The organism is Streptomyces lanatus (genome assembly GCF_014655715.1).
GTDB classification, from domain to species: domain Bacteria; phylum Actinomycetota; class Actinomycetes; order Streptomycetales; family Streptomycetaceae; genus Streptomyces; species Streptomyces lanatus.
The window spans coordinates 124,587-141,578 of record NZ_BNBM01000009.1 but is presented as its reverse complement, the minus strand read 5'-3'; the positions used below and the strand labels follow the sequence as shown (position 1 = coordinate 141,578).

13 protein-coding genes are annotated in these 16,992 nt (G+C 70.3%); 7 read left to right on the top strand and 6 right to left on the bottom strand.

Annotated features, from left to right (window positions below; genetic code table 11):
* Positions 1 to 30: 30 nt before the first annotated feature.
* From IE325_RS24065 to IE325_RS24055, 3 genes are all read right to left on the bottom strand, one after another.
* Entirely contained in the window at positions 31 to 1,515 is a 1,485-nt protein-coding gene (locus IE325_RS24065; RefSeq protein WP_190072102.1) for a family 43 glycosylhydrolase, read from the bottom strand.
* Complete coding sequence (locus IE325_RS24060; protein WP_190072321.1) at positions 1,512 to 4,730, bottom strand: discoidin domain-containing protein; 3,219 nt, start codon at positions 4,728 to 4,730, stop codon at positions 1,512 to 1,514. The genes IE325_RS24065 and IE325_RS24060 overlap by 4 nt, the downstream gene beginning before the upstream one ends.
* Before the next feature lie 326 nt (positions 4,731 to 5,056).
* Entirely contained in the window at positions 5,057 to 6,085 is a 1,029-nt protein-coding gene (locus IE325_RS24055) for a LacI family DNA-binding transcriptional regulator (RefSeq protein ID WP_190072101.1), read from the bottom strand.
* Between the two features lie 236 nt (positions 6,086 to 6,321).
* Between IE325_RS24055 and IE325_RS24050 the strand changes: the two genes are divergently transcribed.
* Genes IE325_RS24050 through IE325_RS24030 form a run of 5 tightly spaced genes read left to right on the top strand, consistent with a single transcriptional unit; the run spans position 6,322 to position 13,712 of the window.
* A complete protein-coding gene (locus IE325_RS24050; protein WP_190072100.1) occupies positions 6,322 to 7,629 on the top strand; it encodes an ABC transporter substrate-binding protein in 1,308 nt (435 codons plus the stop codon).
* Positions 7,630 to 7,689: 60 nt separating this feature from the next.
* A complete protein-coding gene (locus tag IE325_RS24045; protein WP_190072099.1) occupies positions 7,690 to 8,640 on the top strand; it encodes a carbohydrate ABC transporter permease in 951 nt (316 codons plus the stop codon).
* 28 nt (positions 8,641 to 8,668) lie between these two features.
* Positions 8,669 to 9,490 (top strand): carbohydrate ABC transporter permease, encoded by an 822-nt coding sequence (locus IE325_RS24040; protein ID WP_190072320.1) that lies wholly within the window; start codon positions 8,669 to 8,671, stop codon positions 9,488 to 9,490.
* Entirely contained in the window at positions 9,490 to 11,562 is a 2,073-nt protein-coding gene (locus IE325_RS24035; protein ID WP_190072098.1) for a glycoside hydrolase family 127 protein, read from the top strand. Before IE325_RS24040 ends, IE325_RS24035 begins: the two co-directional genes overlap by 1 nt.
* A gap of 2 nt (positions 11,563 to 11,564) precedes the next feature.
* Positions 11,565 to 13,712, top strand: a complete 2,148-nt coding sequence (locus IE325_RS24030) for a glycoside hydrolase family 127 protein (protein WP_190072097.1) — start codon at positions 11,565 to 11,567, stop codon at positions 13,710 to 13,712.
* A gap of 6 nt (positions 13,713 to 13,718) precedes the next feature.
* On the opposite strand, the gene IE325_RS24025 is transcribed toward IE325_RS24030, so the two are convergent.
* The gene (locus IE325_RS24025) at positions 13,719 to 14,255 is read right to left on the bottom strand and encodes a hypothetical protein (RefSeq protein ID WP_229911959.1); all 537 of its coding nucleotides are present in this window, start codon (positions 14,253 to 14,255) and stop codon (positions 13,719 to 13,721) included.
* A 226-nt stretch (positions 14,256 to 14,481) separates the two neighbouring features.
* Between IE325_RS24025 and IE325_RS24020 the strand changes: the two genes are divergently transcribed.
* Complete coding sequence (locus IE325_RS24020) at positions 14,482 to 15,702, top strand: PP2C family protein-serine/threonine phosphatase (protein WP_229911958.1); 1,221 nt, start codon at positions 14,482 to 14,484, stop codon at positions 15,700 to 15,702.
* 16 nt (positions 15,703 to 15,718) lie between these two features.
* On the opposite strand, the gene IE325_RS24015 is transcribed toward IE325_RS24020, so the two are convergent.
* Positions 15,719 to 15,871: a hypothetical protein gene (locus tag IE325_RS24015; protein ID WP_190072096.1), complete on the bottom strand. Its 153-nt coding sequence runs from the start codon at positions 15,869 to 15,871 to the stop codon at positions 15,719 to 15,721.
* Between the two features lie 142 nt (positions 15,872 to 16,013).
* Between IE325_RS24015 and IE325_RS24010 the strand changes: the two genes are divergently transcribed.
* Positions 16,014 to 16,418, top strand: coding sequence for a hypothetical protein (locus IE325_RS24010; protein ID WP_190072095.1), 405 nt, complete (start codon positions 16,014 to 16,016; stop codon positions 16,416 to 16,418).
* Here IE325_RS24010 and IE325_RS24005 read toward each other — a convergent pair.
* Positions 16,405 to 16,884, bottom strand: coding sequence for a bifunctional DNA primase/polymerase (locus tag IE325_RS24005; protein WP_190072094.1), 480 nt, complete (start codon positions 16,882 to 16,884; stop codon positions 16,405 to 16,407). The two genes, IE325_RS24010 and IE325_RS24005, sit on opposite strands and share 14 nt — an antisense overlap.
* Positions 16,885 to 16,992 lie beyond the last annotated feature (108 nt).

The window sequence follows — 16,992 nt, the reverse complement described above, 5'->3', positions numbered from 1 at the left end:
GTGAGGGGTGGGGCAGAGGGGAGTGGTCGGCTACTCCCCCGACGGTGCGGGCAGGGTGACGCCGAGGGCCGCCGGGGTGCCGAAGTTCGGTGTGCCGTCCGCGTTCCAGGTGAACTTCTGTGCCCGGGTGCTGCGGTTCATGTCGCAGCCGCCGCTCGCCGAGCTGTTGGCGTGGTAGACCATCCAGTCCTCGGTGCCGTCCGGCGACTTGAAGAAGCCGTTGTGGCCGGGCCCGTACACGCCGTTGGCGTTGGACCGCTGGAAGACCGGGTTGGGAGACTTCACCCAGGACGAGGAACTCAGCGGGTCGCCCCCGTTGTAGGTGAGCATGCCCAGCTTGTAGTCGGGCGTGGAGCAGTGGCTCGCGGAGTAGACGATGAACGTCTTCCCGCCCCGCTGGAGCACTTCGGCGCCCTCGTTGACCGCGCCGCCCACCGTCTCCCAGCTGTAGGTCGGCGTGGAGAGCACCCGGCGGGTCCCACTCGCGGTCCAGGGGTTGGACAGCGGCCGGATGAACATCGGCTGTGAGCCGTTGTAGTAGGTGCCGAGCAGATAGAGCCTGCCGTCGAGCTGGAGGATGCTCGGGTCCAGCTCCCAGGTGTTGTCCTGGGTAGGGTCGAGCAGGTCGGCCTTGAAGGTGTACGGCCCCATCGGGTCCAGGCCGGCGCTCTCCAGCACATGGATCCGCTGGGTGCCCAGGTCGAACGGCTCGCGCCCGGCCGTGTAGTAGAAGTACCAGCGTTTCCCGTTGGGGCCGTCGAGCAGATGGAACTCGGGGGCCCACATCGTGCCCGCCCCGTTGGGCCGGGACAGATTGAAGATCACCTGGGCGGGGGCAGTGGCGAGCCCGGCCAGTGTGTCGGCCTTGCGCATGGTGACCGTCGAGTTCCAGGTCGTCGTGGCGAGGTAGTAGGACCCGTCGTAGTACGTCAGCCAGGGGTCCGGTCCCTGCTGGGCGAGCGGGTTGGCGAAGGTGCCCGCTCCGGTCCCGCCGCCGGTGAAGGAGGGCAGCCGCCACACCCTGCCGCCGCTCGTGGAACACGGCAGCTGGACCAGGTTGGTGTTCGACGCCGACGAACCACCGCTCGGCGCCACGCACTTGCCCGAGCCGACCGACACCAGGTTGAAGGTCTTGTCGGTGCCCGAGACCGTCACCGGGGCGAGCCGCCACTGCTGGTTGGTGCCGCCGTGGCAGGGCCACTGGATGATCGCCGCGTTGTCCGCCGTGGAGGCGCTGTAGACGTCCACGCACTGACCGGACTGGGTGGTGATCGTGTACGTGTCGCTCGTGCCGGAGACGGGGGTGTACGAGAGGTTGTTGTTGGCGCCCGACGAACAGGTGAACGCCCGGAGTTGAGTACCCGCAGTGGCCGAACTCCCGGGCAGGTCCAGGCAGTTGCCGCCGTTCTGGTTGACCGCCGTCGAGGTGAAGGTGACGGCGGCGGCCGCGGGCGGTGCGACGAGGAAGGCCGTCGCCAGTACGAGCAGGGCCAGGAGCAGTCTGGATCTGGTCACGGGCCGTACACCTTTGCTTCGAGGAGGCCGACGGAGTTCGTGCCGTTGCTCGTCAGCAGCACCCGCAGCCGCGTGGTGTTCGTGGCGGTGAAGGTGACGCTGTTGTACTGGTTATCGGCCAGGGGATAGCCGCTCGCGCCCGGGACGTCGACGTAGGCGCTGCCGTTCCAGTACTGGAGCTTCCAGGAGGCGGGCATGTCGATGCCCTGGTCGTCGTCGAAGAAGTACACGTCGGCCTTGTTCAGGGTCTTCGCCGCGGGCCAGGTCAGTTCCGCCCACTGCTGGCCCGTCTCCGGCCAGGTGCCCCAGCGCGGGTTGACGGTGTCGTCGGAGGAGGTCGGGTCGATGCCGTCGTTGATCGCGTTGACGCTCTCCCAGGCGGAGGTGTACGACGCCGACGCGATGGCCGAGGCCGCCTGGTTGGCCGGTGGCTGGACCCCGCCCCGGTTGTACACCTTGACCTCGGTCAGGCCCGTCCTGGCGCCGGAGGCGTTGGTGGCGAGGACCCGGACACGCTGGGCGCTGATCGCCGGGAACCGCACCAGGTTGTAGTTGGCGCGGGGCCCGGCCGGACTCTTGGTCTGACCGGGAGCGTCCACCCATGAACTGCCGTTGTAGTACTGGACGGTGTACGTCGACGGAGCTCGGTAGGTGGTCGAAGCCGGGCGGCTGTCCTTGAAGTACAGGCGCATCTCGTTGAGCGTGCGGGCCGTGCCGAAGTTCAGCTCGTACCAGTCCTGTGCGGCCGAACCGCCGGCACCCCAGAACGGCTCGTTGGTGGGATAGCCGTCGACCGCCCCGGCGGTGCTGCTGCCGGAACCGGTGGAGGAGGCGGACACGGTGGCGCCGGCCGCGAGGTTGGTCAGGTCGGCGGTGAGGTCGACACCGGCCTTGGCAAGCATGTCGACCATGCGGGGGCTGTCCTGCACGACCTGGTTCGGCGCCTTGAGCCCGGCGACGGACGTGTGGTGGGTGACCGTGCCGCTCGTGGTGACGTCTCCGGTGGCCGGGTCCCAGGTGAACGGCACCAGGGAGCTGACGGTGGCGGCCCGGTTGCCGTTGACGTAGATCGAGTAGCCCTCCGGGATGCCCGGGTAGCGCACCACGCCGTCGGCCGGGTCGTCCCAGACGATGGACAGGTCGGCGCCCCGGTAGCGGAGGTTGTTGACGGTGAAGTGGCTCCAGCCGATGTCGATCGGTGAGACCTCGACCTTGGCGTCGTTACGGGGGCGCAGGCCGGCGACGTCCTCTATCACCGTCCAGTTGCTGCTGCCCAGGATGTTGTGGTGGATCCAGGAGCGGTAGTCGATCGTGCTGCCGTTCCAGTCGGCCCAGAACTCGTTGGCGTCCGGCCACTGGGTGTTGCCGCCGACATACTGCGCCCAGGTGTTCCAGTAGAGGAGCTTCTTGTAGTCGGTCGCGCTCATCCAGGAGTTGGGGTAGTTGCGCAGCACCGAGGAGTAGAGCCGGAACTGGACGGTGGAGTTGATGGTGGAGAAGTTGTTGGAGCCCGGGTTCCCGGCGTCGGCGGCCGCCTTCTTGTCGACCTGGTTGGCGGTGTAGAAGGGGAAGACCGGGTACTGGGCCGGATCGTCGTACAGGCGCAGGGCCTGTTTGTACGTCGCGGTGTTGGGGACGGCGCCGACCGAGAACGGGTAGTAGTTGTTGATCTCCTTCCAGGGCACCCACTCGTTGGTCGACTTCAGCCGGTGCTCGAACAGCTGCCGGTTCGGGTTCCACAGGACGTTGACGATGGCGTCCTTGATCTGGTTCGCCAGCGTGCGCATCTCGGTGGCCTTGGCCGTGTTGCCGATCGTCTCGTAGGCCTGCGCGGCGGCCAGCGCCCCGCTGTACTGGTAGGCGGACTCGGCGCGGTCCATGTTGCCGGGCTTCCAGTGGAAGGAGACCGCGTCGGCGTCGTTGCCGGTCAGGGCGCCCCAGTCGTACTCGATGAGCTTGTTGTTGTCGTGGTCGTAGTGGGAGAGTTGGCCCTTGACGTCGCCCTCCGCGTAGCGGGCGAGGCTGGCGGCGATGCCCGGCTGGCCGCCGTGGATCTGGTAGCTCTTCCAGGCCGCCTCGGCGATGTACTGGGTGTAGCTGTTGGACCAGTTCTCCGGGTCACCCGGGTTGTCGAGGAAGCGTCCACCCTTGGAGGTCTGGCCGACGCTCAGCCAGTCCCCGTACGCGTAGGCCGGGTCGCGCAGATACTTCAGGTCGTCGATGTGCATCGGCTGGGTGAGCGCGATCGCGTTGTTGTAACCGAGGACGCCCTCGGTGGAGGTCGGGAACTGGAAGGTCTGCCCGGGGATGTCGGCGTCGAGGTTGTTGAAGCGCATCAGCCACCAGCGGTAGTAGATGTTCTTCTTGATCGCGGGTTCGGGTACGTCGATGTAGGGCACGTTCTTCGCCCACCACAGGTTGTAGGCCCGGACGTGGGTGGCGAACGCGGTCGCGGGGGAGTAGCCGGCGTAGGCGTTGTACTCGCTGAGGGACTCGGGGATCTCGTCGGTGACGAAGCCCATCACCACCTTGGCGGTCACCGTGGCTCCGGCCGGAATCGTCACGGACCGGTTGAGGCCGCCGCTGGAGACGGTGAAGCCGTCGCCGGTGAGCCGCGGGCGGATGGTGGTGAGGTTGTTGTAGGCGTTGACCTGCCCGGTCAGCTCGCTGCCGGTGCCCGAGGTCGCGTACGGGGAGGTGGCCCGCAGCTGGAGCGTGGTGGAGCTGCTGCCGTTGTTCCTGATCGACAGGTTGGTCACGGCGACGTTGTTGTCGGTGATGAACTTCGTCTGGTCGACGGTGACCGATCCGGAGCTGTGGACGCTCTTCCAGTGGCTGGGTGTCTGGCGGCGCTGGGAGACCTGTTCGGTGAAGGTGCCCGGGGTGATCGCGACGGTGTAGGCGCTATTGCCGTTGATGCTCTCCCAGTAGGCGACCTTGCCGCCGAACCCGAGCCGGGAGGGATCGTGCTCCTTCATGAACACCGCACGCCCACGGCTCATCAGCCAGGGTCCCGCCGGGCCGTCGCCGGAGCGGGCCAGCAGGCGGTCCATCCAGAAGTCGGTCCCCGAACTCTCCGCGTCGTAGATGCTCCGCATCATGTCGCCCGGCGTGTAGGCGACGGGCGGCGTGGGGATCGCGGGGCCGCTGAAGCTGGGGAACCCGATGGTCTGCGCCGCGTGGGCCGGGGCCGTGGTGAGGGCGGAACAGACCATCAGCACCAGCGCGACGAGGAGGCGCCGCGTCGCCGGAGCCGGATCGTGTCGCCGCGGCCAGGTGCGCGGGCCTCGTAACCGGCGGGATGTGCCGTCGACCCGGTTCGGGACCGACGCCTGTCGTCTTCTCATCGGATGCTCCCTGTCCAGTCGACAGCAAGCGTCTGCACCCGGGCGCGCATGGTGACAGGGCATCGACTGCCGTCGCTCATGTAGTGCTCATGGTGCTGAAACGAACCTAAAAGGTTTTCGCAACGTAGGTCCGGCCCCCGGAAGTGTCAAGAGGGGTGCGAGAGGCCCGAGTTCACCGGTCCCGGATCCCGGTCTCAGGACAACGGCGCGGTGGACCCCGCGATCACCACGCGGCACGGCAGGGTCTCGATGCCCGAGCGCCGGGTCCCGGCGATCGCGCTGAACAGGGCGCGCGCGGCCGCGCGTCCGACCTGCTCCAGGTTCATGTCGACGCTGGTCAGCGGGGGTCGGGAGGCCGAGGTCAGTATCTGCCAGTTGTCGAAGCCCATGACCGCCACGTCCTCCGGGATCCGGTGGCCGCGCTCGCGCAGTACGTCCATGACGCCCCGGGCGATCTGGTCGCTGCCGCACAGGACGGCGTCCACGTCCGGGTGCTGGTCGAGCAGCATCGCGGTGGCCGCCCGTCCCCAGCCCTCCGACCACACCCCGAACCGTGGTTCGCCGACCAGGGCGAGGCCGGCGTCGGCGAGCGCGGACCGGGCGCCCTCGGCCCGCTCCTGCGCCGCGAGGTACCCGGGGTCGCCGGTGATGTGCGCGATCCGGCGACGGCCGCAGGCGAGCAGATGGTCGACGGCGATCCGGCCGGCGCCCACGCTGTCGGGGACGATGGACAGATCCGCGGGATCCTCCGACGGGGCGTACGCGTAGACGACGGGGACGGGCAACTCGCGGCCCAGGGAAGGGCGCGGATCGGTCCGGCTGCCCACCACGATCAGGCCGTCCACCCGGCGGCCGAGCAGCGCGCGGACGTGGTGCTGCTCGCGGATCGCGTCGCCACGCGCATCGCAGAGGAACACCGCGACCTCGCCCGCTCCGAAGGCGTCCTCGGCGCCCATGAGGATCGGGATGCTGAACCGGCCCTCCAGGTCGCTGGTGAGCAGGCCCACGGTGCCGGTGCGCCCGGCGAGCAGACCGCGGGCCAGCTGGTTGGGTCGGAACGACAGCCGCTCGGCGGCGTCGATCACCCGCTGCCGGGTCTCGGCACGCACCTGACTGCGGCCGTTGAGGGCCTTGGACGCGGTGGCGATGGACACGCCCGCGAGCCGGGCGACGTCGCTGAGCGTGGCGGGCTGCGAACGGGAGGGTTCGGTGACCTGTGCCATGGAGATCTCCTGTCTCGCGTCGCCTGCCGACGCGTGCGCCTGACACGTCGGGCATAAAACAGTACGCGAAATATTTCGAACGTGGATCTGCACTGCCTTTCGCCCATCCGTCGATATGCGTTGACGGCAAGGGGATTGACGAGTACCAAGCTGAGTTCTAGCGTCTCAGAAAACCTTTTCGGATCTTTCTCGCAGCACAAACCAGCGGCCTGCCGCGCCAAGAGGGGGAGCGAAACATGGGGAGCACGGTCGGACCACATGGACGTGTACGCCGCCTCGTCACCGGCACCGTAGCCCTGCTCGCCGCGGCGGGTCTGGTCACGGCGTGCGGGTCGGGGGACGGCGGCGGGGGAGGCGGGGGGTCCGCGGATGCCGATGGCGTCGACGACGGAGCGACGCTGACGATGTGGACGCGCGCGGCGACCCGGCCGCAGAGCGAGGCGCTGGTCAAGGCGTACAACGACAGCCACCGGAACAAGATCGAACTGACCGTCGTCCCCACCGACGACTACCAGGCCAAGGTCGGTGCGGCCGCCGGCTCCAAGGACCTGCCCGACCTGTTCGCCTCCGACGTGGTGTTCGTACCGAACTACACCTCCAGCAGGCTGTTCGCCGACCTCACCGAACGGATCGACGCCCTGCCGTTCGCCGAGCACCTCGCACAGTCGCACATCAAGGCCGGCACGTACGAGGACAAGAAGTACGTCGTGCCGCACACCCTCGATCTGTCGGTGCTCTTCTACAACAAGGACCTCTACCGGAAGGCGAAACTCGACCCCGACAAGCCGCCCACCAGTCTCAGCGAGTGGGACCGGCAGGCGCGGGCCGTGGATGCGCTGGGCGGAGGCGTCAACGGCACGTTCTTCGGCGGCAACTGCGGCGGCTGCGGCGTCTTCACCTGGTGGCCGTCCGTCTGGGCCGCGGGGGAGGAGGTGCTGAACAAGGAGGGAACGCGGGCGACGCTCGCCTCCGACACCGCGAAGAAGGTCTACGACACCTACCGAGGGTGGGTGACGGACGACATCGTGGCCCCCGGCGCACGCGAGGAGACCGGAACGACCTGGACCGGGGTCTTCCCGAAAGGCAAGGTCGGCGTCATGCCCATGCCGTCGACCACCCTCGGGCTGATGCCCAAGGACCTCGACCTCGGTGTCGCGCCCATCCCCGGACCCGACGGCGGCAGGTCCACCTTCGTCGGCGGTGACGCCATCGGCATCTCCGCCACCAGCGAGTCGGCCGACCAGGCATGGAACTTCCTCGCCTGGTCACTGGGCGACAAGGCGCAGGTCGACGTCGTCGCCGCGCACAAGGACGTGGTGGCGCGGACCGACCTCGCGTCCAACAAGTACTCCAAGGCGGACCCGCGGCTGGTGACGGTCAACGAACTCGTGGCCGATGGCCGCACTCCGTACGCGCTGAAGTTCGGCCAGACCTTCAACGACCCCAACGGGCCCTGGCTCAGCCTGATGCGCGACGCGGTCTTCGGCGACGGGGCGTCCGTCGACAAGGACAACGACGCGGTCAGCGCCTCACTGGCCGACTGAACCGGCACCCGGCTCCCGCAGCGACCTCGCCCCTCCCACGTCGTACGGCAGAGGAGAGACATGCAAGTGAAGGAGGCGGCCGAACCCCGGACCCGGCCGGAACGCCGGGTCCGTCCGTCCCGTGTCACCGCGCCCCGATGGCACTCCCGCACCGCACAGGGCCTCGCCTACGCCGCGCCGACGGCCCTGTTCGTCGCGGTGTTCTTCCTACTGCCGTTGCTGCTCGTCGGGCGGATGTCGCTCAGCGACTGGCCGCTCCTCGCGGGCGACCGGGGACTCAACGCCCCCGAGAACTACGCCGACGCCACCGACAGCACCCTGTTCTGGCCCGCGGTCCGCTTCACACTCCTCTACACCGTGATCGTCACGGTGGCACTCCTCGGCCTCGCCCTCCTCCTGGCCCTGCTGGTGCAGGAGTCCCGGCCCGGGGCGGGCTTCTTCCGTACCGTCTACTTCCTGCCCAGCGCCCTGGGACTGGCCTCCGCGTCCCTGCTGTTCTGGGGCCTGTACAGCCCCACCACCGGCCCGCTCAGCCGCATCCTGGAGAAACTCGGTCTCGTCGACGACCCGGTGTCCTTCCTCGGCACACCGACCTCCGCCCTGCTGTCGACGGTCTTCCTCATCGTCTGGAAGTTCGCCGGCTTCTACATGCTGATCCTCCTCGTGGGTCTCCAGCGCATCCCCCACGAGGTGTTCGAGGCGGCCCGCATGGACGGCGCGAGCCGCGGCCAGATCTTCCGCTCCATCACGCTGCCACTGCTGCGGCCGTCCCTCGCCCTGACCCTGCTGCTCTGCGTGACCGGATCCCTGCTGGCCTTCGACCAGTTCTTCATCCTCACCAAGGGCGGACCGGACAACAGCACCGTCACCGTCGTCCAGTTGATCTACCGCGAGGCCTTCCAGCGGCTGGACCTGGGCACCGCGGCGGCCCTGTCGATCATCGTGCTCGGCGTGCTGCTCCTGCTCAACGTCCTTCAGTTCCGCGGTCTGCGCCGCGCCGACGAGTCATGAGCCGTCGCTCATGGGAAGGGACACCACGGTGCTGACCCGCACCCTCGGCCGGACGCCCCACTACGTCGTCACCGGAGGGCTGGCCGTCATCTTCCTCTTTCCGCTGCTGTGGAACGCCTGGGCCTCCGTCAGCGGACAGCCCGGCACCGCACAGGAGTCCGGCTACGGCCTCGGCAACTACCGGACGCTCCTCGACTACGACGCGGGCCTGTGGCGATACCTCCTCAACAGCACCGTCGTCTCGGCGCTGACCGTCGCCGTGACCCTCGGGGTGTCGCTGCTGGGCGGCTACGCCTTCGCCCGCTTCGAATTCCCCGGCAAGAACCTGCTGTTCCTGCTGACCCTGGCCATCCTCATGGTCCCCTACGCCACCCTCCTCATCCCCCTCTACGTTCTGCTCGGCAGACTCCATCTGCAGAACTCGCTGATCGGGCTGTGCCTGGTCCTGACCATGTTCCAACTGCCGTTCGCCACCTTCATGATGCGGATCTCCTTCGAGGCGGTGCCACGCGAACTGGAGGAGTCGGCGCTGGTCGACGGCTGCGGCACGGCGGGCGCGCTGCGGCGCGTCCTCCTCCCGGCGGTGCGCCCGGGACTGATCACCGTCGGTCTCTTCGCGTTCCTGGCGGCCTGGAACGACTTCATCGCACCGCTGATCCTCATCTCCGACAGCGAGAAGGCGCCGCTGCCGCTGGCCGTCGCGAATCTGCGGCAGCAGAGCATGGGCGCCGTCGACTACGGCGCCACCGAGGCGGGCGTCGTGGTCCTCGCCGTGCCCTGCCTCCTCCTCTTCCTGCTGCTGCAACGGCACTACGTACGGGGCTTCATGTCCGGCGCTCTCAAGGGCTGATGGCTCATGACCGGCGCGTCGGACGGCCTGGACGGACAACTGAAGGGACGAACCGAAGGCATGAAGTGGTGAAGGAGAACACAGCGCGGTCACTTGTCCTGCCCGTGGCGCCGAGCCGTGGCAGGCTGCGACCGCTCGGTCTCGACGAGGTCAGGATCACTGGGGGATTCTGGGCCCGCCGCAGGCACACCAACGAGACCGCTACCCTCGGCCACTGCCGCGACTGGATGGAACGCGTCGGCTGGACCGGCAACTTCCGCGCCGCCGCCGAGGGCCGTGTCCACCGGGACCGGCGCGGCCGGGAGTTCGCCGACTCCGAGCTCTACAAACTCCTCGAAGGCATGGCCTGGCAGGCCGGCACCGCGGGCACGCTCGACGCGGACATCGCCGCACTCACCGAGGCCGTCGCACCCGCCCAGACACCGGACGGCTACCTGAACACCGCCTTCGGCCACCCAGGACAGCGGCGCCGCTACAGCGACCTCGAATGGGGCCACGAGCTCTACTGCCACGGGCACTTGATCCAGGCGGGCGTGGCCCAGGCCCGTACCCGGGGCGAGGGCGAGCTGACGAAGATCGCCCGACGGGCCGCGGACCATGTGTGCGCCACCTTCGGGCCGGGCGGCATCGAGGGCGTCTGCGGCCACCCGGGGATCGAGCCGGCGCTGGTGGAACTGGCCAGGCTGACGGGGGAAGAGCGCTACCTCGACCAGGCGGCGCTCTTCATCGACCGCCGCGGCCACGGCACGCTCGCCGACGGCGAGTTCGGCCGCGTCTACTACCAGGACGACCAGCCCGTACGCCGGGCCACGGTGCTGCGAGGCCACGCCGTCCGCGCCCTCTACCTCGCGGCCGGCGCCGTCGATGTCGCCGTGGAGACCGGGGACGACGACCTGCTCACCGCGGTCGTACGGCAATGGGAGGCGACGGTCGCCCGACGGACCTATCTGACGGGCGGCATGGGCTCGCACCACCGGGACGAGTCCTTCGGCGAGGACTTCGTCCTCCCGCCGGACCGCGCCTACTCGGAGACCTGCGCCGGCGTCGCCTCCGTGATGCTCAGCTGGCGGCTGCTGCTGGCCACCGGCGAGCCGCGCTTCGCCGACCTCGCCGAGCGGACCCTGTTCAACGTGGTCGCGACCTCCCCGGCCCAGGACGGCCGGGCCTTCTTCTACTCCAACACCCTGCACCGGCGCCACCGGGGCGCCGTCCCCGCCGAGGACACCGTGAGCCCGCGCGCCGAGTCGAGCCTGCGCGCGCCCTGGTTCGCGGTGTCCTGCTGTCCGACCAATGTGGCGCGGACGCTGGCCCAGCTGCCCGCCTACCTCGCGACGGCCGACGACCACGGCGTGCAGTTGCACCAGTACGCCGACGCGGAGATCACCACCTCGCTCGAAGGCGGCCACCAGGTCGCGCTGCGCGTCCGGACCGACTACCCGTCGGGCGGAAGCGTGACGGTGCGCGTCGACCGGTCGTCCTCGGATGGCCCGTGGACCGTGTCGCTGCGTGTCCCGGCGTGGACGGCGGGAGCCACGGCGTGGCTGGTCGACCCGGACGGGACCCGCCGCACCGTGGCCCCGGGCACGGCCGAGGTGACCCGGGCGTTCCGGGCCGGTGACGAGATCCGCCTCGAACTGCCCGTACGGCCGTGTTGGATCCGGGCCGACCCGCGCGTCGACGCCGTCCGCGGCACGGTGGCCGTCCAGCGCGGGCCGCTGGTGTACTGCGCCGAGTCCGTGGACCTGCCGGACGGACACGAGGTCGATGTGATCCGGGTGGACCCGTCCGCCGCGCCGGAGGACGGGCCGGACGGCACGGTCGTCGCCGCCGGGCAGATCACCGCGTACGACACACGGCGCGAGGCGACCTGGCCGTACCGGCCGCTCGACGCGACCGCCGTCCCGCCGCCCGCCGATCGTACGGGGATCGTCCTGGTCCCCTACCACTCCTGGGCGAACCGCGGGCCCTCGACGGTACGGGTGTGGCTGCCGGCCATGGAACCGGACAGCACCGCTCCACCTCCGCCCGACCTCGTACCCGCCGACGACCGACACTCCACGATCGGAGCCTGAGCATGTCCCAACCCCCCACCCGCCGCCGTCTGTTGAGACTCGCCGCCGGGACCGCGGCCGCGGCCCCGCTCGCGTACGCCACCCCCTCGGCGTACGCCGCCGTGACCGGCCCGGCCCCGTCCGCCGCGGCTCCGGTGCCCGTCCCGTCCACCTGGGCCGTGCGCCCCTTCCCGCTGGACCAGGTGAGGCTCGGCGACGGTGTCTTCCGCCGCAAGCGCGACCTGATGCTCGACTACGCCAGGGCCTATCCGGCCGACCGCATCCTGGCGGTCTTCCGGGCCAACGCCGGGCTCGACACCCTCGGTGCCCGTCCGCCCGGCGGCTGGGAGACCTCCGACGGCAATCTGCGTGGCCACTACGGCGGCCACTTCCTCACCCTCGTCGCCCAGGCGTACGCCGACACGGGGGAGGCCGCGCTCAAGGCCAAGCTGGACCATCTGGTCGGGGCGCTCGGCGAGTGCCAGCAAGCCCTGGCGGAGCACGGATCGCCGAGACCCAGCCATCCCGGCTACCTGGCGGCGTACCCGGAGACGCAGTTCATCCTGCTGGAGAGCTACACGACGTACCCCACCATCTGGGCGCCCTACTACACCTGCCACAAGATCATGCGCGGTCTCCTCGACGCGCACACCCTCGCCGGGAACGGGCAGGCCCTGGAGATCGCCTCGAAGATGGGCGACTGGGTCCACAGCAGGCTCGGCCATCTGCCGAAGGCGCAGCTGGAGCGGATGTGGTCGATCTACATCGCCGGCGAGTACGGCGGGATGAACGAGGTGCTGGCGGACCTGTACGCCCTCACCGGCCGGGAGGAACACCTCGCCGCCGCCCGGTGCTTCGACAACACGGCGTTACTGGAGGCCTGCGCCGAGAACCGCGACATCCTGGAAGGCAGACACGCCAACCAGCACATCCCGCAATTCACCGGTTACCTGCGGCTGTTCGACGCCACGGGGGACGAGGAGTACGCCCACGCCGCCCGCAACTTCTGGGGGATGGTCGCGGGTCCCCGGTCGTACAGCCTGGGCGGCACGGGCCAGGGCGAGATGTTCCGCGCCCGGGGCGCCATCGCGGCCACGCTGGGCGACAACAACGCCGAGACCTGCGCGACGTACAACATGCTCAAGCTGAGCCGGCAGCTGTTCTTCCACCAGCCCGACGCCGCCTACCTGGAGTACTACGAGCGGGGCCTGACCAACCACATCCTCGCCTCCCGCCGGGACGCGCCGAGCACGGACAGCCCCGAGGTCACCTATTTCGTCGGGATGGGCCCGGGGACGCGGCGCGAGTACGACAACACGGGCACCTGCTGCGGCGGCACCGGCATGGAGAACCACACCAAGTACCAGGACTCGGTCTACTTCCGCTCCGCCGACGGCAACGCCCTGTACGTGAACCTCTACCTCGCCTCGACACTGAGGTGGCCGGAGAGGGGCTTCGTCATCGAGCAGACGAGCGAGTTCCCGGCCGAGGGCGTACGCACCCTGACGATCCGTGAGGGAAGCGGCCCGCTCGACGTGAGACTCCGCGTTCCGTCATGGGCCACGGCAGGGTTCACCGTCACGGTCAACGGGGTTCGGCAACGGGCCGAGGCGGTGCCCGGCAGCTACCTCACCCTCAGCAGAAGCTGGCAGCGCGGCGACCGGATCCGGATCTCCACCCCCTACCGCCTCCGCATCGAAAGGGCGTTGGACGATCCCGCCGTTCAGTCGGTGTTCTACGGACCGGTCCTGCTGGTCGCCCGGAGTCCGGAACCGCAGTTCCGCGCCTTCTCCTTCTACAAGGACTTCACGCTCCGGGGCGACCTCGCCGACGCGGTCCGTCCCGAGGGCCGCCCGATGCACTTCACCACACACGGGCTGACCCTCGCGCCGTTCCACATCGCGGACGACACCCGCTACCACGCCTACTTCAAGCGTTCAGAACCCGTCGTCGTGTTCGGTACGGCCGACTCGGGCGTACCCAACCGTGCCCGCGGTGACGGTCTGACCTTCCTCGATGTGCTCTGGGAGCAGGCCCCCTTCGCAACCTCCGGCCGCTTCTTGCAGGCGGTACGCACCCTCGCGGACCGATGGCTGGCTGACGGGCTCTTCACCCGCACGGAGCGGGACCGTGTCGTCGTCGCCGCGGGTGGCGCGGATCTGAGGCGCTGAGGGCGATCACCGGCGTACGCGGGCCCGCGTGGCGTACTGGAGCACCGGCTGCGGACAGCCGGCCGGGCTCTCCGGTGGTGTGCACCGGCCCTGGAGGCGGGACAGTTCGTCCGTGCAGCGCTGGAGGGCGACCTCCAGGACCTCCGGCATGTTCAGGGCGCCGGTGCCGTCCGGCGGGACGAGCCAGCGCAGGGCGCCCCAGCGGCAGTGCGGGGCGGGGGCGGCGATCCACGTCCCCGCACCCAGCAGACGTACGCCGGTGCCGATCCACAGGGTCTGCGGCTCGGGGGGCAGCAGGAAACCGACGTGCCGTCGTCGGGCGTCCAGCAGACAGGGGCCGGATTCGAGCAGTGGCAGCTCCTCCAGGAGGTCGGCGACCCGCAGGCCGAGCTCCTCCGGCACGATCAGCACGTCCCAGAACCGCCCCGCCTCCAGCAGCGCCACCCCGGTGCTGCCGTTCTGCCACTCCTGCTTGCAGGCGCCGGGGTCCTCCGACGCCGCGGCCAGCCACTCCATCGACCTCGTCCACTCCGTGAGTGCCATAAAGAGCCTCCCTGTGGTGCGCTGACGCCCGGTTGATGCCCTAGTGCACCGGGTGGCAGGTGCCACGGCCATACGGCGGGAGCTCAATTCCCCGTATGGGGCGAGCGCCCGCGCTCCAAACAGGCAGGCGGGAGGGCGTGCGCCCCCGTACTGACCGAAGGTTTGTCACCGTTTTAGGGTGTTTGTTGTGGTGCGCTGGTTCCAGTCGTTTCATCGACCGTCGAGGGTGCGGCCCGTCGCGTCCGCCGGCGTACGCGGCCAGGACCCCGTCCTGCCGTCCCGGCTCACCGCGCTGCGCGCCGCCCTGGTCAGGATCGGCACCACGCTGGACGAGGCCGCGACCTGCGCGGAGCTGACCCGGGAGGCGGTCCGGCAGCTGGGCGGCACGGCGGCCGTGCTGCGCGTAGGAGGCGAGGCCGGTGCTCAGTACGAGGCCGTCACCGGCGACCCGGCACTGCTGCCCGACGTCCAGTGGGCCATGGCGGCGGCACGGCAGGAGAGCACCCTGGAGGAGGCCGCGACCCCCATCCCGTACGCCTCCACCGGCCAAGCCCGACCGGCGCTCCGCGTGCCGCTGACCACCGACGGACATCCCTACGGCGCGCTGGTCTGCGCCCGTGCGGGGGCGCCGTTCACCGCGGTGGAGGCCGAGCTGCTGGCGCTCCTCGCCGAGCGGGCCGCGGCCACGATCCGGCACGCCCGTGAGCACGAGCGGGTCAGCGGGATCGTCGGCGATCTTCAGCGGGCCCTGCTCGCCGAGCCCGGCCGACCGCACCCGAACCTGGACGTGGCCATCCGCTATCTGCCGGTCGGGCAGAGCGCCCTGGTCGGCGGCGACTGGTGCGAGACGGTGCGGCTGCACTTCGGCCGGACGCTGCTCGTCGTCGGCGATGTCATGGGGCACGGCCTCGAAGCCGCCGTGGACATGACCGCGTACCGCTCCTCACTGCGCTACATCGCCTCCGCCGACCTGCCGCCGCACCGCGTGCTGCGCCAACTCGACGACAGTGCCTCCGCCGACCCGGACCGCCGCCCCGCGACCTGCCTGATCGCACGCGTCGACCCCAACCGCGGCCAGGTGACGCTGGCCAGCGCCGGCCATCTGCCGCCCGCCGTGATCGACGCGCAGGGCCGCACCTCACTGCTGCCGGTACCGGTCGGCCCGCCCCTGGGCACGGGCCTCGGCGGCTACGAGCCGGCCACCTGCCAGCTGGACCCGACCCAGACGCTGGTGCTGTTCACCGACGGGCTCGTCGAGCGCCGCGGCGAGGACATCGACCACTCCATGGACCGGCTGGCCGGGGTCGGCTTCGAGGCCACCGCGGGCGTCGAGGAGGTCATCGACACCGTGCTCGTCCGCCTCGACGCCGAGCACGCCGAGGACGACGTCGCCGTGCTCGCCGCCCAGCTGCACCTGCGTGACCTGCGTGACGACGAGGGCGGCTGAGCGGCGTCGGCGGGTGTCAGTCGTCGCCGTCGTACTGGGCTCCCGACACATACGGGTCGTACCGGCGCCCCGCCGACCGGGGCGGCTGGGCCGCCGGTGGCAGGCTCGCGTCCCGCAGCGCGTCGCACCACGGGCAGTCGGCGGGTTCGTCGCTGTCGCTCAGATCCATGCGGTCGGCTCCTGTCTGTGTTCGAGTGCGGGTGCCGTACATCGAGCGGTGTGCGCCGCCATCCGAGGGATGTGCTCACTCGACCGGGTGGTGGTGGGGGCGGCCGGCGTACCACCGGCGCACGCCTCGGCGTTGCCCCGGCATGGACAGCACTGATCCGGCGCGGCGCGTCCTCGGAGGCGATGACGCTCCCGTGTCGTACGTCGTACCGGTCACCGGGGTCCGGGGCCGGCCTTCGATCTACGCGGAACTGGTCGCGGAGTGGCGTGCCAAGGGGCGCGCGGTTCCGGGCCGCCGCGACACGGCAGGGGACCCCGGCGCGGTCACCGATGCCCGGGCGCAGGCCGTCACCTCCTGGGCGGTCGGCCGGTGCGCCGGTCTGGCCCGTGCCGTCGACACCGGACCCGCGGGCGTGCGGCGTACCGACGAACCCGGGCGCGTACCGGCGATCGTCGTCCCCCGCGGCCTTCCCGGGCCGGTGTTCGTGTGGGAGGGGAGCGCCCTCGGCGGACGCGTCGGCGTCGCCGGTCCCTTCAAGGCCGACTGACGCGCACCGGGGTGGCGAGCGCGCCGCCCACCTTGCGCAGCGCCGACCGGACGACATCGGGGTCGTACAAGGCGCCCGTGCCGTCCGGCGGCCGCAGCCACTCCAGGCGCCAGCCGCCGAAGTGGTCCGGCGGCGGTACGGCGACCCACGATCCCCTGCCGACATACCGGACCCCGGGCCCGGTCCACCCCGTGACCGGAGCGGGCGGGGCGGGCGGGATGAAGAAGCCCACGCGGCGCGCACCGCAGTTCATCAGAACCGGCCCCGACGCTCTGCGTCGTACGCGTCCGAGCAGATCCAGAGTGCGCAGGCCGATGTGCTCGGGCACGCTGAGCACGTCCCACAGCCGCCCCGCCTCCAGCAGCACCGCGTCCTCGCCGCGGTCCCACCGCTGCCGGCACGACCGAGGATCCGTCGCAGCCGCCGCGAGCCACTCGACGGCCTGCTTCCCCAAGGCGCGCTGCATGTCCTACCCCCACCACTCTCGGCACTCCCGGCTCGTTCAGGGCCCTTCATGCTGGTGGATATTTCTAAGTGCCGGAAGGGGTGGCGTGGCCTGGCGTTTGCAGGTGGT